General features: G+C 73.0%; 19 protein-coding genes. 9 read left to right on the forward strand and 10 right to left on the reverse strand.

The window, feature by feature from the left end; all coding sequences use genetic code 11:
* Positions 1–155: 155 nt before the first annotated feature.
* On the reverse strand, positions 156–749 hold the full coding sequence (locus SM611_RS36390; RefSeq protein WP_371954960.1) for a hypothetical protein: 594 nt from the start codon (positions 747–749) through the stop codon (positions 156–158).
* A 27-nt stretch (positions 750–776) separates the two neighbouring features.
* Positions 777–1,688 (reverse strand): class I SAM-dependent methyltransferase, encoded by a 912-nt coding sequence (locus SM611_RS36395; RefSeq protein WP_371954961.1) that lies wholly within the window; start codon positions 1,686–1,688, stop codon positions 777–779.
* Between the two features lie 476 nt (positions 1,689–2,164).
* Here SM611_RS36395 and SM611_RS36400 point away from each other — a divergent pair, with 476 nt between their 5' ends.
* From SM611_RS36400 to SM611_RS36420, 5 genes are all read left to right on the forward strand, one after another.
* Positions 2,165–2,440: a DUF4386 family protein gene (locus tag SM611_RS36400; protein WP_371954962.1), complete on the forward strand. Its 276-nt coding sequence runs from the start codon at positions 2,165–2,167 to the stop codon at positions 2,438–2,440.
* A gap of 315 nt (positions 2,441–2,755) precedes the next feature.
* Entirely contained in the window at positions 2,756–4,621 is a 1,866-nt protein-coding gene (locus SM611_RS36405) for an ABC transporter ATP-binding protein (RefSeq protein WP_371954963.1), read from the forward strand.
* 180 nt (positions 4,622–4,801) lie between these two features.
* Positions 4,802–5,404: a dihydrofolate reductase family protein gene (locus SM611_RS36410; RefSeq protein ID WP_371954964.1), complete on the forward strand. Its 603-nt coding sequence runs from the start codon at positions 4,802–4,804 to the stop codon at positions 5,402–5,404.
* Between the two features lie 25 nt (positions 5,405–5,429).
* Positions 5,430–5,753 (forward strand): YciI family protein, encoded by a 324-nt coding sequence (locus SM611_RS36415; RefSeq protein ID WP_371954965.1) that lies wholly within the window; start codon positions 5,430–5,432, stop codon positions 5,751–5,753.
* Positions 5,754–5,809: 56 nt separating this feature from the next.
* Positions 5,810–6,982, forward strand: coding sequence for an RNA polymerase sigma factor (locus SM611_RS36420; RefSeq protein WP_371954966.1), 1,173 nt, complete (start codon positions 5,810–5,812; stop codon positions 6,980–6,982).
* A gap of 62 nt (positions 6,983–7,044) precedes the next feature.
* On the opposite strand, the gene SM611_RS36425 is transcribed toward SM611_RS36420, so the two are convergent.
* On the reverse strand, positions 7,045–8,007 hold the full coding sequence (locus SM611_RS36425) for a threonine ammonia-lyase (RefSeq protein ID WP_371954967.1): 963 nt from the start codon (positions 8,005–8,007) through the stop codon (positions 7,045–7,047).
* A 94-nt stretch (positions 8,008–8,101) separates the two neighbouring features.
* On the opposite strand from SM611_RS36425, the gene SM611_RS36430 reads away from it, so the two are divergent.
* The 3 genes from SM611_RS36430 to SM611_RS36440 are packed head-to-tail and all read left to right on the forward strand — an operon-like array spanning position 8,102 to position 9,965.
* Positions 8,102–8,527: an MmcQ/YjbR family DNA-binding protein gene (locus SM611_RS36430; RefSeq protein WP_371954968.1), complete on the forward strand. Its 426-nt coding sequence runs from the start codon at positions 8,102–8,104 to the stop codon at positions 8,525–8,527.
* A complete protein-coding gene (locus SM611_RS36435) occupies positions 8,524–9,156 on the forward strand; it encodes a hypothetical protein (RefSeq protein ID WP_371954969.1) in 633 nt (210 codons plus the stop codon). The genes SM611_RS36430 and SM611_RS36435 overlap by 4 nt, the downstream gene beginning before the upstream one ends.
* A 38-nt stretch (positions 9,157–9,194) precedes the next feature.
* Positions 9,195–9,965 (forward strand): aldo/keto reductase, encoded by a 771-nt coding sequence (locus SM611_RS36440; RefSeq protein WP_371954970.1) that lies wholly within the window; start codon positions 9,195–9,197, stop codon positions 9,963–9,965.
* An 84-nt stretch (positions 9,966–10,049) separates the two neighbouring features.
* Here the strand turns inward: SM611_RS36440 and SM611_RS36445 are convergent, their stop codons facing one another.
* From SM611_RS36445 to SM611_RS36455, 3 genes are all read right to left on the reverse strand, one after another.
* On the reverse strand, positions 10,050–11,030 hold the full coding sequence (locus tag SM611_RS36445) for an NAD(P)-dependent alcohol dehydrogenase (protein ID WP_371954971.1): 981 nt from the start codon (positions 11,028–11,030) through the stop codon (positions 10,050–10,052).
* Positions 11,031–11,206: 176 nt separating this feature from the next.
* Entirely contained in the window at positions 11,207–11,920 is a 714-nt protein-coding gene (locus SM611_RS36450) for a TetR/AcrR family transcriptional regulator C-terminal domain-containing protein (RefSeq protein WP_371954972.1), read from the reverse strand.
* Between the two features lie 115 nt (positions 11,921–12,035).
* Positions 12,036–14,771, reverse strand: a complete 2,736-nt coding sequence (locus SM611_RS36455; RefSeq protein WP_443112156.1) for a helix-turn-helix transcriptional regulator — start codon at positions 14,769–14,771, stop codon at positions 12,036–12,038.
* Positions 14,772–15,053: 282 nt separating this feature from the next.
* Here SM611_RS36455 and SM611_RS36460 point away from each other — a divergent pair, with 282 nt between their 5' ends.
* Positions 15,054–16,472, forward strand: coding sequence for an MFS transporter (locus tag SM611_RS36460; RefSeq protein WP_371954973.1), 1,419 nt, complete (start codon positions 15,054–15,056; stop codon positions 16,470–16,472).
* A gap of 57 nt (positions 16,473–16,529) precedes the next feature.
* On the opposite strand, the gene SM611_RS36465 is transcribed toward SM611_RS36460, so the two are convergent.
* From SM611_RS36465 to SM611_RS36480, 4 genes are all read right to left on the reverse strand, one after another.
* Positions 16,530–16,937 (reverse strand): RNA-binding S4 domain-containing protein, encoded by a 408-nt coding sequence (locus SM611_RS36465; protein ID WP_371954974.1) that lies wholly within the window; start codon positions 16,935–16,937, stop codon positions 16,530–16,532.
* A 12-nt stretch (positions 16,938–16,949) separates the two neighbouring features.
* Positions 16,950–17,942: a 1-acyl-sn-glycerol-3-phosphate acyltransferase gene (locus SM611_RS36470; RefSeq protein WP_371954975.1), complete on the reverse strand. Its 993-nt coding sequence runs from the start codon at positions 17,940–17,942 to the stop codon at positions 16,950–16,952.
* 1 nt (position 17,943) lies between these two features.
* Entirely contained in the window at positions 17,944–18,789 is an 846-nt protein-coding gene (locus tag SM611_RS36475) for a patatin-like phospholipase family protein (RefSeq protein WP_371954976.1), read from the reverse strand.
* Between the two features lie 83 nt (positions 18,790–18,872).
* Positions 18,873–20,801 (reverse strand): glycoside hydrolase family 3 protein, encoded by a 1,929-nt coding sequence (locus tag SM611_RS36480; protein ID WP_371954977.1) that lies wholly within the window; start codon positions 20,799–20,801, stop codon positions 18,873–18,875.
* Positions 20,802–20,839: the final 38 nt, after the last annotated feature.

Genomic DNA, 20,839 nt, shown 5'->3' on the forward strand with positions numbered 1-20,839 from the left:
AGACGGACTCTCCAAGAAAGAGATCATCCGCTGCCTCAAACGCTACATCGCCCGCGAGCTCTACCAGCTCATCACCACACCAAACGATCACGATCTAGCCGCTTGACATCCATAGGAGCATCCTCTACGGCGCGATCAGCGGCCGGACGTCGCGGCTACTCGGGCGAGGAGCGGAGGTACGTCATGAGGGCCTCGCCGCGCGGGGAGAGGCGGTAGCCGGTCTCCAGGCTTTCGGTGAGGCCGAGGGCCTTGAGACGGCGGACGTCGGCCTTGAAGGGGAGCTTGTCGCGGTCCAGGCGTTCGGCCAGGTCCTGGGCGCGCAGGCCGGGGTGCTCCTCGATGAGGCGGAGGATCCGGCGGGTCCAGGGGCCGCGGCGGCTGCGGGCGTCGACGGTGTCCAGGGCGGTTGTGAGGTCGGCCAGTTCCCGGTCGGTCAGGTCGGTGTTCGCGGCCAGTTCCGATCGGGGGTCGGGGCCGCCGAGGTGGAGCATGACGCGGTGGTAGCCGCCCTGCTTGGTGCTCTTGGACAGGGCGGTGAGGAGGGCCGCGCGGTCTTCGAAGCCCGACCGCACGGCGTCCTCCTCGGTGATCTCCTCGGGGGTCACGGGCGTGACCGAGTCGACCACGATGATCCCCGCCCAGGTGCGCTGGGTGCTCCCCGCGCGGACCCGGGGCTCGGCCCACACCCGGAACACCCGGTCGATCCGTCCGCCCGCGATCCCCTCAAGGACTTCCCGCCTGAACAGCATCGTTCCCTCCCGGATGAGTGGACGTCGTTATCGGCTTGCCGGAGCGGGGCCGGTGAACCGGGCGATGGCCACCCGGCCGTTGCCGAGTGATCGGCTGTGGACGGTGGGGGAACCGAGGCGCCGGGCGAGGCTCAGCAGGTCGGCATCCTGTTCGACGGTGAAGCCCCGCGCGGCCAGGAGTCCGGCCATTGCGGCGGGTGTCCACGTCGAGCGCCATGGTTCGTCCGCGGTGGCGGTGTCGATGCGTCCGAGGCGGGCGACCAGGTTGACCAGGCCCCGGCCGATGCCGGCCCTCAGGGACGGGGTCTGGTAGTTCACCACCAGTACGCTGCCCGGGGCCGACTGGCGCGCCACCACGGTCGCCGTCGCGACCACGTCGGCTTTGCGCAGGTAGGGCACGACTCCTTCCCAGACCCAGACGGTCGGTGCCGTCCGGTCGTGGCCGGCGGCTCCCAGTGCGGCGTCCAGAGGCTCGGTGATCAGGTCGACCGGAGCGAACACCAGCCGCCGCGCCACGGGGGTGAGTTCGGCGGCTCGGGTTCGGGCCTCGGCCTGAGTGGCGGGGTGGTCCGCGGAGAACACCTTCGCCGACTCCAAGGCCGGCAGGCGCCATGGACGGGTGTCCAGTCCGGCGCCGAGCAGGACGACCTGCTGGACGCCCTGGCCCGTTACGGCATCGGCCACCGCCTCGTCGATCATCACCGTGCGGGGGGCCATGATCTCGGCGCAGGCGCGGACGGATTCCGCCGCCCACCGCTCCCGTCCTTCGAGCCGCCGGGTGGTTCCGTCGCGTACCGCGTCCACCGGTCTCAGCTCGTCGGGACCGAGCAGCCGTCTCGCCACCGCGTCGCTGAACCGGCCCACGGCCATGCGGCCGTCCGCCACCGCGCGCCCCTGGCACACGAAGATCGCCGTTCGACTGCCTTGGCCCGGTTTCACAGCACCCCTCTCACCGTCACGGCGTACCCCGAAGAACGTACTCGCCTCGTGGGGGGACGGCCGGGGGGCAGAAGGCGCGGGGGAGGCTGGTGGCGCCGTTCACGAAGCCGGTGCCCTGCGCGGGTTCGCTGTGGCCAGAAATCCATGTCGGACAGATCATTGGTCACCGCTATCACCGTTCCCGATTTCCATCGTCGCTGCTGTGGGAGCCGTGGCGATACGCATCCTGTTAGGGACACCGCGTCCGTCCGTCCACGTCTACATGTTTCGCTGGCCTGCGCCATCAAGGAAAACGCCTGCATTCGGCGCCGCCCGCGGTGGCGGCCTGCGGCGGCGGCTGGAAACGGCCACTGGCGGATAGGGGACAATGCCCGGTCCGCGCGGTTCTCTCCAACTATCCTGGCAGTCGGTCGGGGGCGGTTCACCCCTTGGAGGGTCTCGTGAACACGATCAGGTCTCGGACCCCGGAATCCTCGGTGGACGCCGCTCAGCGGACCGCCAGGATCGCCGGCGTCTGGTTCATCCTCACGTTCGCCTTCTCCATCCCGGCGGCGTTGCTGTACGACCCGGTCCTCAATGACGCGAACTACATCCTGGGAGCGGGCGCGGACGCGCAGGTGCGGCTCGAAGCCCTCCTTGAGATTCTGACCGCCATCGCGAACATCGCCACCGCGGTCGTGCTGTTCCTCCGGCCCGCCCCGCTCATTACCGAAACGGCATCCGGGAGCGCGCGGGAGGCCGACCCGGCGTGACGCGCTGCCTCAGCCGACCCACGATCAAGCGCGGTGATCTGCGCATACCGAGGTCCCGCGGGTCGGGAATCATGAGAGATCCCGGTTTTCGCCCTCTGCTTTGATCGCGCCGCCGACCTCCGCAATCTGCCGATCAGCTGACAAGCTTTTCACATCGCCGTGATCGGGGGATCAACGAACGCGGTCGGGAAGTGCCCGTCCGGCCGATGATTCGGAGAAGAGGCCCGGCTATCGTCCGCAGCACCCCGCCAAAAGCATTCGCCATGCCCGGACGTCCTGAGGCAGCATGGAAGAGCGGCGGCACGGAGGGCGGGGATGGCTGTGCCAGGAGTATGGGGCGGCTCCAGGAACGGCCGGTCGATCCGGCAGCGAGCGATTCTGCTCGCGTTGCGCTATTACTGCGATGTACTGCGCCGCCAGTGGCGTATCGCGCTTCCGGCGCTGACCTTACCGGCGCTCGGCAATACCTGCCTGTTCTACCTGACGCCGCTGATGGTGGCCGCCCTGGTGGGGCACCTGGCCGGCGGCGGGGAAAGCGATCTGGGCGCGCTCCTCCCTTACGTTCTCGGCTTCGCCGGCCTGCTGTCGGCGGGCGAGGCGCTGTGGCGGGCGGGGCTGCACTTCCTCAACCGGACGAACGGCCGCGGCATCGAATCGCTCGGCATCGCCGGCATGGACGAGTTGCTCGCCAAGGACGCCGCGTTCTTCCACGACAACTTCGCCGGTTCGCTGACCAAGCGGATACTGAGTTTCTGCGGCGGCTTCGAGAACTTCGCCGACACCCTCACCTTCTCGGTCGTGGCGAACGTGATCCCGCTGTCCTTCGCCTCGGTGATCCTGTGGCGGTACCACCCGCTCCTGGTCATCGTCCTCGTGGGGCTGATCATCTTCACCGGTTTCGTCGTCGCTCCGCTCATCCGCCGCAGGCAGGCGCTGGTGGACGAGCGCGAGGCGGCCAAGGTGCGGGTGTCGGGGCATGTCGCCGACGTGCTGACCAACATGGAGACGGTCCGCGCGTTCGCCGCCGAGGAGCGGGAGGCCGCCGAGTTCCGCGACCGCATGGCCGAACAGCACCGGCTGGCGCTGCGCTCCTGGGACTACGCGAACCTGCGGGTCGACACGATCGTCGCTCCGATGTCGATCCTGACCAGCGCCCTGGGTCTCCTCGTCGCGGTGGCGCTCCGCGGCGGGCTCGGGGTGGAGGCCATCGTGGTGACGTTCTCGTACTACTCCAACGCGACGCGGATCATGTTCGAGTTCAACCAGATCTACCGGCGGATGGAGAGCACGCTCACGGAGAGCGCGCAGTTCACCGAGTTGCTCCTGGTGCCGCCGACGGTGGTGGACCCGCCCGATCCGCAGCCGCTGCGTCCGGTCGACGCCGCGGTCCGCTTCGAGGGGGTGCGGTTCGCGCACGGGGACGGCCCGCCCCTGTTCGAGTGCCTGGACCTGGCCATTCCCAGCGGCGCCAAGATCGGCCTGGTGGGCCGGTCCGGCGGCGGCAAGACCACCCTCACCCGGCTGCTGCTGCGTCTCATGGACGTCGACGGCGGCCGGATCCTCATCGGCGGCCAGGACATCGCGCGGCTGCGCCAGAGCGACCTGCGCAACCTGATCGCGTACGTCCCGCAGGAACCCGCGATGTTCCACCGGTCGGTGCGCGACAACATCGCCTTCGCCCGGCCGGGCGCCACGGAGGCCGAGATCGTCCGCGCCGCGCGGGCGGCGCACGTCACCGAGTTCGTCGAGAGCCTTCCGGACGGTTTCGACACGCTCGTCGGCGAGCGAGGCGTCAAGCTCTCCGGGGGCCAGCGGCAGCGCGTCGCCCTCGCCCGCGCCATCCTCCGGGATACCCCGCTCCTCCTGCTGGACGAGGCGACCAGTGCGCTGGACTCCGAAAGCGAACTGCTCGTCCAGGAGGCCCTCTGGCATCTGATGCGCGACCGCACCGCGCTGGTCGTCGCGCACCGTCTGAGCACGGTCGTGCGCATGGACCGGCTGGTCGTCCTCGACCGCGGCCGCGTCCTCGAAGACGGCTCCCACCGGGAACTCCTCCAGGCCGGGGGCCCTTACGCCCGTCTGTGGCACCACCAGTCCGGTGGCTTCCTCACCGACGACGCCGCTCTGGACGCGTCGAGCGCCGCCCCGCTCGGCCGGAAGCCTCAGTCGGCGGCCGGCTGACGCCCCGAGTCCGGGAGTGGAGCCAGGGCGCCCGGATGCGGCGCGTCCCGAGCGATCGCGACCGGCGTGCCGGAAAAATCTGGGTGGAGATCCGGGGAGCGGTGTCGGATCGAGGCGGTGGCGTTCGTAGCAGGGGTGAGGCCGCCCACGAGGCGCCCCCGAGGAGAAGGGACCCCGATCATGAAACTGACGACCAACACGCAGGTCTCCGTCGACGGAGTGATGCAGGGCAACGGCGGACGGCACCCCGACCTCGACCCCGGTTTCGAGCGCGGCGGGTGGGCGCGGCCGCTGTTCGACGACGAGTCCTTGGCGTTCGTCAACGAGTTCTACCAGCGCGCCGACGCCTTCCTGTTCGGCCGGCGGACCTACGATCTCTTCGCCGGCTACTGGGGGACGATGGACGCGGGCAGCGGCCCCATCGCTGACGCCTTGAACACCCGGCCCAAGTACGTCGCGTCGAACACGCTCACCGGCCCGCGCTGGGCGGACACGACCGTCCTCTCCGGCGACGTCGCGGCGGCCATCGGCGAGCTGAAGGCCGAGCCCGGAGGCGAGTTGCAGGTGCACGGAAGCGGCGGCCTGGTCCGCTGGCTGCTGGCCAACCGGCTGGTCGACGAGATCAACCTGCTCGTCTGCCCGGTGATCGTCGGCGCGGGCGCGCGGCTGTTCCCCGAAAGCGGCCCGGACGCGGCGCTGGAGCTGGTGGAGTCGCGCGCCTACCCGAAGGGGATAACGCTCCAGGTCTACCGGCCCGCCGGGCGTCCGCGGTACGCGGTCTGAGGCCCCGACCACCACAGGAGTTGAGATGCAGTACCTGGTTTCCGTGATCAACGACAGCGGCGACCTCGCCACCTCGGACGAACAGGTCGCGATCGACGTGTTCAACGACCGGCTCAAGGCCGAGGGGCACTGGGTCTTCGCGGGCGGGCTCGGCGCGCCCGGCACGGCGACCGTCATCGACAACCGGGGCGGGGAGGCGATGCTCACCGACGGGCCCTTCGTGGAGACGAAGGAGTTCATCGTGGGCTTCTGGATCCTGGACGCGCCGGACCTCGACGTCGCGCTCAGGCTCGCCGCCGACGGGTCGCGGGCCTGCAACCGGAAGGTCGAAGTGCGGCCGTTCCTGTGAGCGGCGACGGCGTCCGGGAGGCGATCACCCGGGTCCACCGGGAGGAGTAGGCGCGGGTGGTCGCCTCCCTGAACCGGCGGTTCGGCGACCTCGACATCGCCGAGGAGGCGGCCGCGGAGGCGTTCGCGACCGCCGTCGAGCGGTGGCCGGACGACGGCGTGCCGCCCAACCCCGGCGCCTGGCTGACCACCACCGCCAACCGCAAGGCCATCGACCGGATCCGGCGCGAGAGCAAGCGCGACGACAAGCACCGGGAGGCAGTGATGCTGGACGACGACCCGCCCGGCGGCCCTCCGGACGCCATCGGCGACGACCGGCTCCGGCTGCTCTTCACCTGCTGCCACCCGGCGCTCGCGATGGAGACCCGCGTGGCGCTGACGCTGCGCATGGTCGGCGGCCTGACCGTGCCCGAGATCGCCCGCGCGTTCCTGGTCGGGGAGAGCGCCATGGGGCAGCGGATCACCCGCGCCAAGGCCAAGATCAAGGCGGCCCGGATCCCCTACCGCGTGCCGTCCGCCGATGATCTCCCGGCCCGGGTCTCCGGCGTGCTCGCCGTCCTGTTCCTCGTCTTCAACGAGGGCTACCTGGCGACCGGCCCGGACACCGATCCGGTACGTCCCGGCCTGACCGCCGAGGCGATCCGGCTCAGCCGCCTCCTCCGCGCCCTCATGCCGGACGACGGCGAGGTGGCCGGGCTGCTGGCGCTGATGCTCCTCACGGAGGCGCGCCGCACCGCCCGCGTCTCGGTGGGCGGCGACCTGGTCCCGCTGGACCAGCAGGACCGCGGGTCCTGGGACAAGGCGCTGATCGCCGAGGGCCACCGGCTCGTCCGCGAGCGCCTGGCCGCCCGGGAGGCTCCGGGCCGCTACCAGATCCTCGCGGCGATCAACGCGGTGCACACGTCCGCCCGCGACATGCGCGACACCGACTGGTCGCAGGTCGTCGCCCTCTACGACCAGCTCGTCCACCTCGCCCCCTCGCCGGTCGTCGCGCTGAACCGGGCCGTCGCGGTCGCCGAGCTCGACGGCCCGGAGGTCGCGCTGGCGTCCGTCGACCGCCTCGCGGACGCGTTGGACGGCTACCGCGCCTACCATGCGGCCCGCGCCGACCTGCTGCGCCGGCTGGGCCGCGGCCGGGAGTCGCGCGCGGCGTACGACAGGGCCATCGAACTGGCGGGCAACCCCGCCGAGACCGCCCACCTGGCGCGCCGCCGCGACCAGCTGGGATGACGACCTGCCGCATCGGCCTCGCGACGCGTCAGGAACCCGGGCCGACTGCTCGCGCGGTGCGGCTAGGGACGGGTCCAGTGGTGGTAGGCGTCCAGGTCGACGTTGCTGCCGCAGATGATGGTGACCAGGCGGCGGCCGGCGAAGCGGTCGGGGTCTTCCAGGACGGCGGCGACGCCGAGGGCCGCCGAGGGTTCGACGACCAGGCCCGCGTGCCGCAGCAGCATCCGCATGCCGGTGACGATGGACGCCTCCTGGGCCAGGACGGCATCGTCGGCCACTTGCAGGAGGTCGTCCAGGACGGCGGGGATGGGGTGGCGGCCGGCGACTCCGTCGGCGATGGTGTCGGTGGAGTCGGTGGTGACGACGCGGCGCTGCCGGAAGGAGCGGGTCATCGCCGGAGCGCCCTCGGGCTGGACGCAGATCACGTCGACTCCGGGCGCGAGGGCCTTCAGGACGTGGCCCACGCCGGTCGCCATGGCGCCGCCGCCGAGGGCGATCAGGACGGCGTCGAAGGAGGACGCCCGTTCCGCCAGTTCGAGGCCGATGGTCGCCGCGCCCTCGCAGGTCTCGATGTCCAGGCTGTCCTCGACCAGGCGGATGCCGCGCTCCCGTGCGATGGCGGCGGCGCGCTGCCGGGCCATGTCGAAGTCGCCGTCGACCAGTTCCAGGGCCGTCCCGAGGGCGCGGATCCGGTCGAGCTTGGCGGCGGGCGCCCGGTGCGAGGCCACGACGGTCACGTCCAGTCCGTGGCGGCGGCCCGACCAGCCCAGCGCCCAGCCGAGGTTTCCGGCGCTGGCGCACACCGCCGCCGTCCGGCCGTGGTCGCGCAGCCCGCTCGCGACCAGTTCGGTGCCGCGCCCCTTGAAGCTGCGGACCGGGTTCGCCGTCTCCAGCTTGATGCTCACCGCGCAGCCGAGCGCGCGTCCGAGGGCCTCGCATTCGTACAGGGGGGTGTCGAGGAACATGGGGTCGATCGCGCGGCGCGCCGCGCGAATCCGGTCGAGATCCAAGCGCGTCCTGAGCACGACGTGACAACGTACCCCACGGGCGGCTCGGTGCACGTGCCATGGACCCGGTGAACGTGACGCGCGCGCCCGTCGCACCGCTTACGCTGAAGCCATGCCGGACGACGGGAGTCGGCCCGCCCGGGTCGAGGACGTGCACGAGATCGCCCTCGCCATGCCGCATGTCACCATCTATCCCGGCACCGAGGACAAGCCGGTCTACCAGGTGGGCGGGAAGTCCTTCGTCTTCTTCCGCAACCCGCGCCCCGACGCCGTCGATCCGGAGACCGGGGAACGGTATCCGGACGTGATCGTCTTCTGGGTCGCGTCCGAGGCGGACAAGCGGGCGCTGGTGCTGGACGAGTCGTCGCCGTTCTTCACGACCGCGCATTTCAACGGCCACCTTTCGGTGCTGCTGCGGGCGAGCCGCCTCGGCGAGTTGTCCCGCGGCGAACTGGCGGAGATCATCCAGGACGCGTGGCTGTCGCGTGCGTCGGCCCGCCGGGCCGCCGCCTGGCTCGACGCACACCCTCCCGCGTGAGCGCAGCGGCACTGCGGGGGCGGCTGCGGCACGTCCGCTGGATCGGCGGCGGCAGCGGCGCGGGCAAGTCGACCGTCGCCCGGCGCATCGCCGACCGGCACGGCCTGCGCGTGTACTCGACCGACGACGCGATGCCGGACCACGCCCGCGCCAGCACACCGGAAGAGGCCCCCTACCTGGCCCGATTCAAGGCCATGGGCATGGACGAACGCTGGGTGGCCCGCTCCCCGGAGACGATGCTGGAGACGTTCCACTGGTTCCGGGGCGAGGGCTTCGGCCTGATCGTCGAGGATCTGCTGCGCCTCCCGGCGGACACCGGCGTGATCGCCGAGGGCTTCCGCCTGCTGCCCGGCCTGGTCGAACCGCTGCTCGACGAGCCGGGCCACGCGGTCTGGCTCCTGCCGACGCCCGAGTTTCGGCGTGCCGCGTTCGACGGGCGCGGCTGGGAGATCCCGGGCCGGACCAGCGACCCCGACCGGGCCCGGCACAACCTTCTGGAGCGCGACCGCATGTTCACCGACCGCCTCTCCGCGGAGACCCGGCGCCTCGGACTGCCCGCCATCGAGGTCGACACCACGATGAGCGAGGACGCGCTGGCCGGACGGGTGGCGAGCGCGTTCGGGCTCTGAAAGGGGTGCGGAAGGATCTTCGGGGCAGAATGCCCTGCATGACGCGAACTGTGAACCTGCCTGGTGGTACCGCGCTTCCGCTGATCGGTTTCGGAACCTGGGAGCTGTCGCCCACGACGGCGTACGAGTCGGTGCGCGCCGCCCTCGAGGTCGGCTACCGGCATGTCGACACCGCGACGCTGTACAGGAACGAGGCGGACGTCGGCCGTGCCGTGAAGGACAGCGGCCTCGACCGGGAGCAGGTGTTCATCACCACCAAACTGCGCCCGCAGGACGCGCGCCGCGCCCGCCGCACCCTGGAGTCGAGTCTGCGCCTGCTCGACACCGACTACGTGGACCTCTGGCTCATCCACTGGCCGACCGGCCGGAACGAGTTCGTCTCGACATGGCGGGAACTCCTGGACGCCAAGGACGCCGGACTCGCCCGCAACGTCGGGGTCAGCAACTACAGCCCGGAGCAGATCGACGAGCTGACGGAGGCGACCGGCCGGCAGCCGGCGGTCAACCAGATCCCGTGGAGCCCCGGTCAGCACGATCCCGCCCTGCTGGACGAGCACCGTCGCCGGGGCGTCGTCGTCGAGGGCTACAGCGGGCTGAAGAACACCGACCTGGGGGATCCGGTCCTCACCGGGATCGCCGAGCGGTACGGAGTCACGCCCGCTCAGGTCGTCCTCCGCTGGCACCTGGAGCACGACATCGTGATCCTGCCGAGGTCCTCGCGCCGCGAGCGCGTCGCCGGCAACTTCGACCTGGACGGCTTCAGCCTCAGCAAGGAGGACGTCTCCGCCATCGACGCCCTCGGCCGGTAGTGCGGCGGGGAAGTCGCCTTGGGCGCCCGCGCTACCGGCTCGTCCTCGCGCGCAAGCCCGGCTGACGCGCCCGCGCCGGAGGCGTCAGAAAGTGATGGCCACCTTGCCTCGGGCGTGACCGGGTTCGATGTAGCGCAGCGCGTCGGGGAGTTCGGCGAACGGGTACGTCCGGTCGATGACGGGCTTCACCTGCTCCTTCTCCATGAGCTCGGCCAGGAACCGCAGGTCCGCCGAGTTGGGCTTCCACTGGACGGTGACGATGCGCTGGCGGACGAAGGGCGCGGCCAGGGAACCGCGGAGCACCTGCGCCGCCGGTCCGAGCAGCCCGCCGCGGGCGGACGCGATGCCGCCCACGATGACGAGCGTGCCGCGCGGGGCCAGCGGGCGCCGCAGCCGGGCCAGTGACCGATCGCCGACGATGTCCATGAGCAGGTCGTAGCGTCCCTCCCGCTCGGTGAAGTCCTCGCGGGTGTAGTCGACGACGTCGTCCGCGCCCAGGGAGCGGACGAGGTCGACGTTGCGGGTGCTGCACACGCCGGTGACCTCGGCGCCGAACGCCTTGGCGAGCTGGACGGCGAACGTGCCGATGCCGCCGGAGGCGCCGTTGACCAGGATGCGCTGCCCGGCGGCGATCCCGCCCATGTCCCGGAGCCCCTGCAGCGCGGTGTGCGCGGCCATCGACACCGACGCCGCCTCCTCGAAGGAGAGGCGGGCGGGCTTGCGGGCCAGCCGGTTCTCGGGGACGGCGACGGTCTCGGCGAACGAGCCCAGCTCGACCTCACCGAACACCTCGTCGCCGGGGCTCAGCCCGGTCACCTCCCCGCCCACCCGCGCGACGACGCCGGCCAGGTCGGCCCCGGGGACCAGGCCCGGCTTCGGCCGCCGCAGGCCGATGCTGAGCCGCACCAGCTTCGGGTCGGCTCCCACGTGGCGCCAGTCGTAGGGGTTGACGGACGCGGCCCGCACCCGGACGAGCACTTCGTCCGGGGCGATGCGGGGTTCGTCCATGTCCTTGAGGGTGAGCACGTCGGGCGGACCGTAGCGGTCCCAGCTCCAGGCCTTCATTGCGTCGTCCTTCCGATGGGGGTGCCGCCCGCGGCGGACGAGGAGGAGGCCGCCGCCCCTCTCGTACGCCGTAAAGTTGTCATACATCGTAAGGTAATCATACGGCGTAAGGCAGTCAAGGGCCGCGGCGGAGGAAACCGGTCGGCGACCGGAGGCGACGGAACGTCATGGCCGGGTCAGCCGGCGGCGCGGCGCCGCTCCAGGCCCTCCAGGATCAGGTCGAGCGCGAACTCGAACTCGAACTGGTCGTCGCAGAAGCCCAGCGTGCCGTCCTGGTCGTCGTGGAGGGCGCCCGACAGCATCCAGACGATGTTCGGGAAGCGCCCGGCCATCTGCTCCATCATCTCCGCGGCGGCGGCGTCCGCCGTCCGGGCGCCGTCGGGCTGGAACAGCTCCTGCGTGAAGCCCAGCGCGCGGCTGCCCAGGACGTGCAGCGCGCGGTGCGCCAGGTCGAACGAGAACCCGCCCGCCCGGAGGACGGCGAGGACGTGGTCGAGGTAGGCGATGACGGCCGGACTCGCGTCCGGACGGGACCCGAGCACCTGCGGGGCCCAGCGATGGCGCAGCAGGACCTCCCGGGCGGCGAGGATCCGCGCCCGCAGCGCCGCCTGCCAGTCGTCCTCGGGGGCCGGTGCGTCGACCCCGTCCACCGCGTCCATGATCTCCGCGAGGACCACCTCGACGATGCCGTCGAAGACCGCCTCCTTGTTGGCGACGTGGTGGTACAGCGACATCGCCTCGACGTCCAGCTCCTGCGCGAGCCTGCGCATGGTGAGGGAGTCGAGGCCGTCCCGGTCGGCGAGCCCCACGGCGGCGCGCAGCACCCGCCTCCGGCTCAGCGGAATGCGCGGCTGCTCGGTCAGCTCGTCCGCGCCGGTCCGTGGGGTCATGGATGCATCGTCCTCCGGCCGCACTCTACCCGTACACGGTAAGCCTCCCCCTGGACGGCTTCGAGGACGGTGGTGGTGACGGCGCGCAGGACGTCGTTCGGGCCATGTCCCTGGGTCAGGCCCCGCCGGCCGACGGAGTGCGCTGGAGCTGCTTGCGCGAGGTGATGCCGAGCTTGCCGAAGGTCTTGCGCAGGTGCCATTCGACGGTGCGCGGGCTGATGAAGAGCCGCGCCCCGATCTCGGGGTTGGTCAGGCCCTCCCGGACGAGCCGGACGATCTGCGCTTCCTGCGGGGTCAGCTCCCCGGCGCTCTCGGCGGACTTCCTGCGGACGTGCTCGCCGGTGGCCGCCAGTTCGTGGGCGGCCCGTCCGGCGAAGGCCTCCATGCCCATCGCGTCGAACGACTCGTGGGCGGTGCGCAGCTGCTCCCGGGCGGCCCGCTGCCGGCGCCGGCGGCGCAGCCACTCGCCGTACAGGAGGTGCGCGCGGGCCAGCTCGCCGCGGACGCCGGCGCGCCCGAGCCGGTCGATCGCCTCGCGGTAGAGGTCCTCGGCGGCGGTGTCCTCGCTCAGCAGCGCCCGGCAGCGGGCGTGGACGCCGAGGGCCCAGTCCGTGCCCGCCGGGACCGTCGCCTCGCCGAGCCGCCGGAGCGCGACGGCGCCGTCCCCGGACCCGCCGCCGCGGGCCGCCGCCTCGATGTACTCCACCAGCGCCCACGGTTCGCTGCCCAGCGCCGCCGGACGGTCCGCGGCGGCCTCGGGGACGGCGTCCAGCGCGTCCCGGTAGCGGCCGAGGCCGTTGCACAGCAGCGCCTTCGCCCACGCGCCGACGACCGGGCCGCCGCCCTCGCCGCGGCGCCTCGCCTCCGCCTCGGCGGTCCGCAGCAGCTCGGACAGCGCGGCGGCCCGGCCCTGCCACGCGGCGACCAGCAGGCCGCCGTAGGGCGGGTCGGGTATGCCGGTCGCCTCGGACACCGTCGTGACCTCCTCGACCAGCCCGGCGGCACCGGCCAGGTCGCCCGCGAACACGTCCACGGCGATGTGCTGGGTCAGCGCGAGGGGCAGCGCGGCGGTCTGGCCGGACTCCCTGGCGAGCCGGACGTGCCGGTCGGCGAGCAGCCGCCAGGTCTCGTGGTCCCACAGGGCGGCGGCGGTCACGCCGGCGAGCCAGAGTCGGCGCAGGCCGTCCTCCCCGGACAGGCCGGGGCCGCGGAAGGCCGCCAGCGCGGACCGCAGCGCCGGCGCGGCGGCGGCGAGGCCCTCGCCGATCCGTGCCGCCAGGCCGTCCAGGAGCAGGTCGGCGGGGCGCGGCGGGTCCGGGGGCGGCGGCGCGGACCGGGCGGCCTCGGCCGTCTCCCGCTGCCCGGCGCCGTCGGCGAGCGGGCCCGCGAACAGCGCGGCGCTGATCGCCTCCAGGCAGGTGTCCCGCGCGAGCGGCGCGTCGTGCGGTGCGAGCCGCGCGGCGGCGCTGAGCAGCAGGCCGGGCGCGTCGCGGCCTCGGTCGACGGCGAAGGCGATCTCGGCGCGCAGCAGGTCGACCTCGCCGCGCGGCCGCCGGTCGAGCGGGCCCGCCTCGGCGACCGACAGCAGCCGCAGCGCGGCCTCGGGCGCGCCGGCCCGGTGCGCCGACCAGGCGGCGGCCAGGGCCCGCTCCTGCCGCCGGACGGGATCGGGCGTCAGCTCCACCGCCCGGGACAGGAACGCGGCCGCCGCCGCGAGCCCGCCGCGCGCCCCGGCCCGTCCGGCGGACCGTTCGAGCCCGGCGGCGACGTCCTCGTCCGGGGTCCGCGCGCCCTGCGCGGCGTGCCAGGCGCGGCGGTCGGGGTCGGCGTCCGCGTCGGTGACGTCCGCGAGGACGCGGTGCGTCCCGCGGCGCTCCTCGGGCGTCGCGGCCCAGTAGACGGCCGAGCGGACCAGCGGATGGTGGAACCGCACCCGGTCGCCGATCTCGACGAGCCCGGCCGCCACGGCGGGCGTCGCCGCCTCGATGCCGATGCCGAGCCGGTCCGCCGCCCGCCACAGCAGGACGGGCTCGCCGCCCGGCTCGGCCGCCGCGGCCAGCAGCAGCCGCCGCGTCGGCGGTGGCAGCCCCGCGACGCGCCGCTCGTAGATCTCCTGGACGCGTCCCGCGAGGGCCCCGGCGCCGGGCACGCCGAACCCGCTCGCGAGCTCGGCCGGCGTCGCCTCCTTCGGCAGTTCCAGCAGGGCGAGGGGGTTGCCGTGCGCTTCGGCGACGACCCGTTCGAGGACGCGCTCGTCCCACGGGCCGGCGACGACGGACCGCAGCAGGGCCCGCGCCTCGTCGTCGGGCAGCCCGGCGACCTTCAGCTCCGGCAGTCCCGTCAGCTCGCGGATGCCGCCCGGCTCCCGGACCGCGAAGACGATCGCGACCGACTCGGCCAGCAGGCGGCGCGCGGTGAACGCCAGAGCCTGCACGGACGCGCGGTCGAGCCAATGGGCGTCGTCCACCACGCAGAGCAGCGGCTGCTCCCGGGCGGCGTCGGAGAGCAGGCCGAGGACGGCGAGGCCGACGAGGAACCGGTCCGGCGTCCGCCCGGCGCTCAGCCCCAGCGCCGCGCGCAGCGCCTCGCCCTGCGGGGCGGGGAGGCGCCGGAACCGGTCCGCCATCGGCGCGCACAGCTGGTGCAGGCCGGCGAAGGCCAGCTCCATCTCGGGCTGCACCCCGGTGACGCGGACGATCCGGAACCCCGGCGCCCGGTCGGCCAGGTACTCCAGCAGCGCCGTCTTCCCGGCGCCCGCCTCGCCGCGGATCGCGAGGGCGCGGCTCTCCCCGCTGCGGACGGCCTCCAGCAGGCCGTCGAGTTCGGCGCACTCGTCGCGTCGGCCTCGCAACACCGTCACCACCGCCACTTGGTCAGCCGACCGCCGGGCACCCCGTGCGGCGTCCCCGGCCGTAACGCCCGTGTACCGCCCCCTTCACGAAGCACACAGATCGCCGGGCCCGCGATACCCGCCCATGCCGGCTTCGTGGGAGAACACCGACCTTCCGGGCGCCGCCCTGACCCGGCGTTGACGGTCCGGCGGCGCCCGGCGACCGCTTCCGGGGCACGACATACCTGGTCGGCTCAGGGGCAGTAGTCGTTGGTGACATCCAGCCGGCGGTCGCTCAGGCGGGTGCGCACCGCTCTGGCGGACCGGCTCGGCGGGGGGCGCCGGACCCGCGTCGTGGTCCTGCTGGCGTGCGTGCTCGCGCTGAACACCGCCGACACGGGGGTCGTCGGGGCGATCGTCCATGAGCTGCGGCACGCGCTGGACATCGGCAACACGCAGGTCGGGGTGCTCACGGCGGCGCCGGCGGCGGTGGGGGCGGTCGCGACGCTGCCGGTGGGGCAGTTGACCGACCGGGTGCCGCGGGTGCCGCTGCTGGCGGGCAGCATCGTGCTGTGGAGCCTCGCGATGGTCGTCGGCGGGCTGGCCTCCTCGTACGAGTGGCTGCTGGCGTCGCGGGTGGCGCTGGGCGCGGTGACGGCGACGGCGGGCCCGACGGTCGCGTCGCTGATCGGCGACCTGTTCCCGCCCGGGGAGCGGGCCGGGACGTGGGGGCGGATCCTGGCCGGCGAGCTGGTCGGGGTCGGGTTCGGGCTGATCGCGGGCGGCAACATCGCCGCCGCGCTGAACTGGCGGGTCGCGTTCTGGTTCGTCGCGGGACTCGGGCTGGTGCTGGCCCTGGCGCTGTGGCGGATGCTGCCCGAGCCGGAGCGCGGCGCGCAGGGGTCGGACCCCCGGCACGGGAAGGACGCCGGACGCGGGGAGGACGCCGGACGCGGGGAGGAGCCCGCGCAGCGGCAGGTCGCGAAGGCCGGCATCGCACCTGATCCGCGGAACGTCCTGGACACCGATCCCGAGCGCATGACGCTGCTGGAGGCGGCCCGGCACGTCCTCCGGATCCGGACGAACGTGATCATCATCGTGGCGTCCTCGATCGGCTACTTCTTCTTCGCCGGGCTGCGCACCTTCGCGATGGTCTTCGTGCAGGAGCGGTACGGGCTCGGCCGGGGCGAGCTGTCGGCGTTCATCCCGGTCATCGGGCTGGCCGCGCTCGCGGGCGTGCTCGCCGGCGGCCGGCTCGCCGACCGGCTGGTGCTCCGGGGCGTGGTCACCGCGCGGGTCGTCGTGCCGGGGGTGGCGTTCGCCGCGTCCGCGCTGCTGTTCGTGCCGGGCCTCCTCACCCGGCAGCCGCTGATCGCGCTGCCGCTGTTCACGCTCGCCGCCGCCGCGCTCGCCGCCGCGAACCCGCCGCTGGACGCGGTGCGGCTGGACGTCGTCCACTTCCGGCTGTGGGGGCGCGCGGAGGCCATCCGGACGATCGTGCGCATGGGCGCGGAGGCGGCGTCGCCGGTGCTGTTCGGCTGGCTGTCGGGCCTCCTCGCGACCGGGGACGAGACGGGCGCCGGCCTCGACCAGGCGTTCCTGCTGGCCCTGCTGCCGCTGCTGGTCAACGGCCTGCTGCTGGCCCGGGCCCGGCACAGCTACCCGCGCGACGTGGCGTCCGCGCTGGCGTCCGAGCGCAGGTTCCGGGACGGCCGGCGGTGACCGGGCCTCAGACCGTCCTCAGACCGTTCTCAGGCCGTTCTCAGATCAGGGTCGCGGTCAGGAGTCGTCCTCGGGTGGATCGTTCAGGACGCGGTAGCGGTCGAGGATGCGCTCCAGCTCGCGGCGGTCGCGTTTGGTGGGGCGGCCCGCGCCGCGGTCGCGGCGGCCGACCGGGATGAGGGCCTCGCGCGGCGGCGGGGGCGGGCTCTGGTCGATCAGGCACTCCGCCGCGGCGGGCGCGCCGACCCGCTTGCGGACGATCTTCTGCACGACGACGATCCGCTCCCGCCCGTCATGGCGGAGCCGCACCGTGTCACCCGGCTTGACCGTCGTGGACGGCTTGGCGCGCTCGTCGTTCACGCGGACGTGGCCCGCCCGGCACGCCGTCGTCGCCATCGAACGGGTCTTCAGCAGCCGCACGGACCAGATCCACAGATCGACCCGCACGGACCCCTCGTCGCCCATCCGTCCATGATGTCACCCGGGCGCGGGTGCCCGGTTCGCGCTGATCCAGGCGTCGGCGCGCTCCCACTGCGCGTAGAGCCAGTCGACGCGGGCGTCCCGTCCTTCGGGGACGTCCTCGGCGGGGATGCGCCACCAGCGCGCGTGCACGGGGTCGGTCAGCGGGATGCGCCGCCAGACGTCGCCGACCGTGGCCATGTGGTCGAGGCCGGTGTGCGCGACGAACACGACGTCGGCGGACGGGGCGGAGTCGAGCGCGGCGAGGACCCCGCCGGGGCGGGGCGGCATGAGGTTGCGCATCGCGGCGGCGCGGGTCGCCTCGTCCGTGCGCCGCAGCTTCGTCAGGCGCCGGATCGCGCGGCGCCGCCGTTCCGGGGAGAAGTTGCCGCCCTCCGGGAAGATCAGCAGCGCGTCGCGGGGGCGGAGGCCCTCGGCGAGGCGGCCGATGTCCTCGACCGCGCCGCCGCCGGGCGTCACGAACACGTTCGGCATGCGGTTCGCGGCGATGTCGATGCAGGGATCGAGCTGGAGCTGCGCCTTCATGACCACGCGGGGCAGCCGCCGGTAGTCGGTCAGCAGGTGGTGGACGAGGAGGAGCGCGTCACCGGGCCCGGCGTGCCGGCTGAGGACGATCAGCGGCCGGTCGCCCTGCGCGCCGCCGCCGTCGGTCTCCACGCCCTCGATCTCCACGCCCTCGATCTCCACCCGCAGGCCGAGCCTCCGCTGCGCCACCTCGTACAGGCCGGCGACGTAGCGGCGGATGACGTCGTAGTGCCGGTCGTCGCGGGCGCGGCGGGTGATCCACAGCCGGCCGCACTCCAGGACGGCGGCCGACTCGCGCGTCCCCCAGGCGAGCGCGAACCACAGCAGGCGGCGGGCCCGCCGGCGCTCCCGCCCGATCAGGGACGTCACCGCGTACCCGACCGGAAACAGGACGACGACCAGCAGGGTCAGGACGAACAGGAGCGGCGTGAACACCAGCCGCCGGACGAAGGGGGGAGGCACCATCTCACGCCCGCTCTTTGAGGTACTCCAAGGATGCCTGGTAGGCGCGTTCGATGTGAGCCTGGATCCCGGACATGTTCCGGTACCGCATCTGGGCGAGGTCCACGCCGGCCTTCTGCGACTTGCCTCCCGCCGGGAGGACGTGCACGGTCAGGCCGTCCGGCAGGGTCGCCATCTCCTCGAAGAACCGGTGCCGGCGCGCGATCTCGAACGCGACCATGCCGACCTCCCACGGGCGGCGCGGCGGCGTCAGGCCGCGTTCGATGCGCCCGACGTGCAGGACGTAGATGGTCGTCGCGCCCAGCATCACGGCACGCCCCACCGGGATGCTGTGGACGAGCCCGCCGTCGAAGTAGTGGGCGTCCCCGATGCGGACGGGCGGCAGCAGGCCGGGCGCGGCGCACGAGGCCAGCACCGCGGGCGGCAGCGGCCCGGACGTGAACCAGTGCGCCATCGCCGTCTCGATCCCGGCGGCGACGCACTGGAACGGGACGGCCAGCTCCTCGAACGTCCGGACGGGGAGCAGTTCGTCCAGCATGCGGCGCAGCGGCTCGTTCGAGTGCAGGTGCGTGCCGGAGCGGGCGAGCGTCCACAGCCGGGCGAACATCCGCGCGCCGAACACGTCGCGGACGGAGTCGTCCGACCAGAGGCTGGTGAGGCGCTCGACGGCCGTGTCCGGTCCGGCCGCGACGAACACGCCGTTCAGCGCCCCGATCGACGTCCCGACGACGAGGTCGGGCCGGACTCCGGTCTCCTCCAGTGCCCGCAGCATGCCGACCTCGTGGGCGCCGAGCACGCCGCCGCCCCCGAGCACGAACGCGGTCCGCGGCTCCCGATCCACATCGTCCACGGGGGCAGCCTCTCCCGGAGAAAGCGGGATAAACAGGGGCCGACCGCCCTATAGGGACGGCCGGCCCGCGTCCGGTATGCCGGTCAGTGCCCGTGGTGGGCGGCGGTGCGGAGGCCGTAGCCGTAGGGGAACAGCGGCTTGTAGCCCCGGTCGCCCACGTTGATCGGCTCCTGGCCCTCGCTACGCGGCCACGACACCGGCAGCCTCCCGGTGAAGGCCCGCTTGCCGAACAGGACGTCCGCGACGCCCGCGCCCTCGCTGCCGGGCAGCCAGGACATGACGAACGCATCCATCTCGGACAGCTGGTCGGTGACGATCTGCGGCCGTCCCGCGACGTCGAGGACGACGCATGTCCTGATCGCGGAGCACACCGTGTCGATGTTGGCCTTGTCGGTGTCCGACAGGTTCAGCGTGTGCCCGTTGCCGACGTCGCCGACGCCTTCCGCGTACGGGGTCTCGCCGACCACGACGACGCCGACGTCACTGCCCGACGTGGGCGCCGACGCGTCCTCGCTGTAGGTGACGTGCGACGAGTTCTGCTCGATCCCGTCCAGGATCGTCGTGCCGGGGATGATGTCGCCGGACGACCCCTGCCATGTGACCGTCCAGCCACCGGCCTGGTTGCCGATGTCGTCGGCGTTGGCGCCCGCGACGTAGATCCGCTCGTCCTTGCGCAGCGGCAGCGCGCCGCGCGAGTTCTTCAGCAGGACCTGCGACTTGGCGACCGCCTCGCGCGCGACCGCCCGGTGCTCCGGCGACCCGATCGTCTTGGCGAGGCCGCGGTCGGTGTAGGGGTGCTCGAACAGGCCGAGCTCGAACTTCGCCTTGAGGATGCGGCCGACGGCGTCGTCGATGCGCGACGTCTTCACGCGCCCGGCGTTCACCTCGGCCAGCAGCGTCCGGACGAACTGCGGGGCGCTGTAGGGCTCCATGAACATGTCCATGCCGGCGTTGACCGACGTCCGGACCTGCGTCGCGTAGTCGCCCGGGATCTGGTGGATGGCCTCCCAGTCGCTGATCAGGAAGCCGTCGAAGCCGATCTTCTTCTTGAGTACCTCGGTCAGCAACTCGGTGCTCGCGCTCATCTTCACCGGGTTGCCGACGCCGTCCTCCTTCCAGTCGACGCTGGAGAACGACGGCATGATGCTGCCGACGCCGTACTCGTGCACGGCGGTGACGTACGGCGCGAGGTCGATCCTCGCGAACGTCTTGCGGTCGGTGACGGTGACGCCCTGGTCGATCGTGTACGTACCGCTGGTGGACGAGCCGAACACCGTGTCGCCGTCGCCGGCGTAGTGCTTGGCCGTCGCCAGGACGTGCCGGTTCGTCGCCAGGTCCCGCTTGCGCTCGCCCTGGAAGCCCTCGATGCCGACGGCCATCTCGGTCACCAGGCGCGGGTCCTCGCCGAAGGACTCGTACGTCCGGCCCCAGCGCAGGTCGCGGCTGACGCAGACGCACGGCGCGAACACCCACTGGGGTCCGGTCGCCTTCGTCTCGATGGCCGTGATCCGCTCCTCGTCCCGGACGAGCCGGGGATCGCGGGTCGCGCCCATGCCGATGTTGTGCGGGAAGACCGTCGCGCCGACGAGGTTGTTGTGGCCGTGGACCGAGTCGATCCCGTACAGGAGCGGGATCTTCAGCCGGGTGGCGAGCGCCTTCGACTGGTAGGCGTCCACCATGTCCGCCCAGCCGGACGGGGTGTTGTCGGCGGGCACCGACCCGCCGCCCGAGAGCACCGACCCGAGCGCCAGGCTCGTGATCTGGTCGCGGTCGCCGTCGATGGCGCCGCGCTCGGCCTGGGTCATCTGGCCGACCTTCTCCTCCAGCGTCATCCTGCCGAGCAGGTCGCTCACCCGCTCGGCGACGGGGAGCCGCGCGTCGAGGTAGGCCGGGGACGCGCCCGCCAGCGCGGGCCGCACCGCGACGGCGGACGGGATGGCGGCGATGGTCGCGAGCGCGACCAGTGATCGCCCGATCCGGGTGGCGATGGCGCCTTGGTGGGGGTGTCGCAAAATCGTCCCTCCTGGGTCGCTCCGTGGACGGCGCACGG

Source organism: Actinomadura monticuli, from assembly GCF_041463655.1.
GTDB classification, from domain to species: domain Bacteria; phylum Actinomycetota; class Actinomycetes; order Streptosporangiales; family Streptosporangiaceae; genus Spirillospora; species Spirillospora monticuli.

Excerpts from the sequence above, each read along its gene's own strand:
- SM611_RS36390 (WP_371954960.1), bottom strand. The coding sequence starts at position 749 with ATGCTGTTCAGGCGGGAAGTCCTTGAGGGGATCGCGGGCGGACGGATC.
- SM611_RS36405 (WP_371954963.1), top strand. The coding sequence starts at position 2,756 with ATGGCTGTGCCAGGAGTATGGGGCGGCTCCAGGAACGGCCGGTCGATC.
- SM611_RS36410 (WP_371954964.1), top strand. The coding sequence starts at position 4,802 with ATGAAACTGACGACCAACACGCAGGTCTCCGTCGACGGAGTGATGCAG.
- SM611_RS36415 (WP_371954965.1), top strand. The coding sequence starts at position 5,430 with ATGCAGTACCTGGTTTCCGTGATCAACGACAGCGGCGACCTCGCCACC.
- SM611_RS36430 (WP_371954968.1), top strand. The coding sequence starts at position 8,102 with ATGCCGGACGACGGGAGTCGGCCCGCCCGGGTCGAGGACGTGCACGAG.
- SM611_RS36440 (WP_371954970.1), top strand. The coding sequence starts at position 9,195 with ATGACGCGAACTGTGAACCTGCCTGGTGGTACCGCGCTTCCGCTGATC.
- SM611_RS36445 (WP_371954971.1), bottom strand. The coding sequence starts at position 11,030 with ATGAAGGCCTGGAGCTGGGACCGCTACGGTCCGCCCGACGTGCTCACC.
- SM611_RS36450 (WP_371954972.1), bottom strand. The coding sequence starts at position 11,920 with ATGACCCCACGGACCGGCGCGGACGAGCTGACCGAGCAGCCGCGCATT.
- SM611_RS36465 (WP_371954974.1), bottom strand. The coding sequence starts at position 16,937 with ATGGGCGACGAGGGGTCCGTGCGGGTCGATCTGTGGATCTGGTCCGTG.
- SM611_RS36470 (WP_371954975.1), bottom strand. The coding sequence starts at position 17,942 with ATGGTGCCTCCCCCCTTCGTCCGGCGGCTGGTGTTCACGCCGCTCCTG.